This is a genomic window from Ramlibacter sp. (genome assembly GCF_035706265.1).
GTDB lineage: Bacteria > Pseudomonadota > Gammaproteobacteria > Burkholderiales > Burkholderiaceae_C > Ramlibacter.
Map to the genome: position 1 here is coordinate 1 of NZ_DASSVG010000359.1, position 2,428 is coordinate 2,428.

At 74.2% G+C, this 2,428-nt stretch carries 3 protein-coding genes; 2 read left to right on the top strand and 1 reads right to left on the bottom strand.

Features of this window, described 5'->3' with window-relative positions; translation table 11 throughout:
* Positions 1-405, top strand: a 405-nt coding sequence (locus VFM98_RS13115; RefSeq protein ID WP_414709024.1) for an AMP-binding enzyme, incomplete at its 5' end; no start/stop codon positions are given.
* Between the two features lie 298 nt (positions 406-703).
* On the opposite strand, the gene VFM98_RS13120 is transcribed toward VFM98_RS13115, so the two are convergent.
* Positions 704-1,549, bottom strand: a complete 846-nt coding sequence (locus tag VFM98_RS13120) for a universal stress protein (protein ID WP_325110364.1) — start codon at positions 1,547-1,549, stop codon at positions 704-706.
* A 150-nt stretch (positions 1,550-1,699) separates the two neighbouring features.
* On the opposite strand from VFM98_RS13120, the gene VFM98_RS13125 reads away from it, so the two are divergent.
* Positions 1,700-2,428: hypothetical protein (locus VFM98_RS13125; protein ID WP_325110365.1), on the top strand; the 729-nt coding region annotated here is incomplete at its 3' end.

Sequence of the window (2,428 nt, forward strand, 5' to 3'; positions counted from 1 at the left end):
GCCGAAGGCTACCTGTGGTACCAGGGCCGCGCCGACGACGTGTTCAAGGCGGCCGGCTACCGCATCGGGCCGAGCGAGATCGAGAACTGCCTGGTGAAGCACCCGGCGGTGGTGAACGCCGCCGTGGTGCCCAAGCCGGACGCGGAGCGCGGCGCACTGGTGAAGGCCTACGTGGTGCTGGCCCCGCAGGTGGCCGAGGCGCGCGCGATCACCACCCGTGGCCAGGCCAGCTTCGACGCCGATCTCGTCGCCGAACTGCAGACGCACGTGCGCGACAAGCTCGCGCCCTACGAGTACCCGAAGGAGATCGAGTTCATCGAGGCGCTGCCCATGACCACCACCGGCAAGGTGCAGCGCCGGGTGCTGCGGCTGCAGGAGGAGGAGCGCGCGCGGATCCAGCGCTGACGTGTCGTGTCCGGAGGCGGACAAATCCGTCCTGTGCCTGCAGTGTGGGAGGGACGGGCGATCGGTCCTCCACGAACCGTGACGCAGCGCTGCGCCGTGCGTGCGGTGGGCGGAGCAGGTTTCTGCCGCGGGCTATTCATGCCGCGATGCAGGCCCGGAGGGGGTTTGTCCGGCTCCGGAAGTAAGGGAGGAGGCGCGCGGCGCTTCCCCAGCGGCCCAGCCGACGGGCTCGCAGCACTCACGGCGCTGCGCGCGTGCACTGGGTCCCCGCCTGCGCGCCGCCTGCGCGGGGATGACGCTAGTGCACCATGAGGACGGGCAGCGTCATCGACTGCAGGATCGTCCGCGTCGCGCCGCCGAGGATCCACTCGCGGGCGCGGCTGTGGCCGTAGCAGCCCATCACGAGCAGGTCGGCGCCGAGGTCGAAGGCGCGCGAGAGCAGCAGCTCGCCCACCTGCTGGCGTTCGGCACCGGCTCGGTCCCACGTGAACGGCACGCCGTGCGACGCGAGGTAGCTGGCCAGGCCGAGCGGCTGGCCGCCGACGCCGGCGTCGGGCTCCTCGCCCCAGCTCAGGATGTGCACCCGCCGCGCCTTGCGCAGCCAGGGCAGGGCGGCCGACACCGCGCGCGCTGCTTCGGGCGTCTCCTTCCACGCGATCGCGACCGTGCTGCCGATCGTGGCCGGCGCGCCGATGTGCGGCACCACCAGCGCCGGCCGGCCCGAGGCGAGCAGCACGGATTCGGCGAAGTCCGCCGGCACGGCGCCAACCTCTTCGTCGGCCGGGTCGTGCTGGCCCAGCACCACCAGGTCGGCGAAAAGGGCCTGCTGCGCGAACGCTTCGGCGATCGGCACGCGGCTGGTCTGCGCCCACGCGACATCCATGTCGCTGGCGCGCCGCGCCTCCTCGAACACCTTGCGGGCCTGCGCCCGGCGACGGTCGTCGAGATCCAGCAGCGAGCCAGCGAGGCCCGGGCCGCCGATCGCCGGCGCATAGGGCAGCGCGGCGAAGCCGGGCGTGGCGGCATAGAGCGCCGTCAACGGGGCCTGGAATCCCTGGGCGGCCTGGCAGGCGGCGGCGAGCCGGCGGGCGGCGGCACGGGTGGGATCGAGGTGGACGAGGATCTGGCGGATGGCGGCCGTCATGGGAGCTCCTTGCGGGTCGTGCTTCGACGGTAGTGCGGCGGCGGCTGCGGATATTGACGGGCCTCAAGGCCGCGCCGTAGGAGCGGTCTGTCCCTGCGACGCCCCGCCGTCCCGCCTGCGGGCGGCGCGCGAGCCGCTAACTTCGCGGCCATGGCGGTCTCCTGGCAGAAAGGCTCCTTGTTCGCTGCCGGCGTGGCGCTCGGCATCGCCGCCGGCGCCGGCGGCGTCATGGCATGGCTCGGCAGCAGCGGTGCGGGCTCGCCGCTGGCCACGCGCAGCATGGGGGCGGCCTCGGCGACGACGTCGGCTTCCATGGCTGCAGCGGCCGGCGAATGCCGGCAGGCGCCGATCCTGGGCAGCACGGGCAGCGAGGACGGGCAGGCCAGCCTGCAGCGCGAGCCGGCCGGCGCGAGCGAGGCCGAAGTCGCTTCCCTGCTCCTCGAAGGCAAGGAGGCCGCCGCCGCGGGGCGCCAGCGCGATGCCGAGATCACCTTCCTCAATGCCTGCCGCAACGCCGCCCTGCTGCCGGGCGACGGCATGCCGCTGGCCGATGCCATGTACCAGCTCGCGCGCCACTACGCCACCGTGGCGGCGTTCGGCGGGCAGCCGGCCAGGGAACTGTTCGGGCGCGCCGAACGCTTGTACAGCGCGAGCCTGCTGGCCTACACCGCGCGCTACGGTCTCGCGCACGAGAAGACGCGCTTCGCCCAGGAAGGGCTGAAGACCGTCCAGCAGGCCACGGGCCGCAGCGGCCCGGTGGTGGCGCAGGCAACCCCGGTTCCTGCGCCTGCGCCCGCGCCTGCGGCGGCGCTGCCGCCCGCAGCGGCCCCCGCTGCTGCGGCCTCGGCCCCGGCGCCCGTCGCTGCGGCCTCCGCGCCG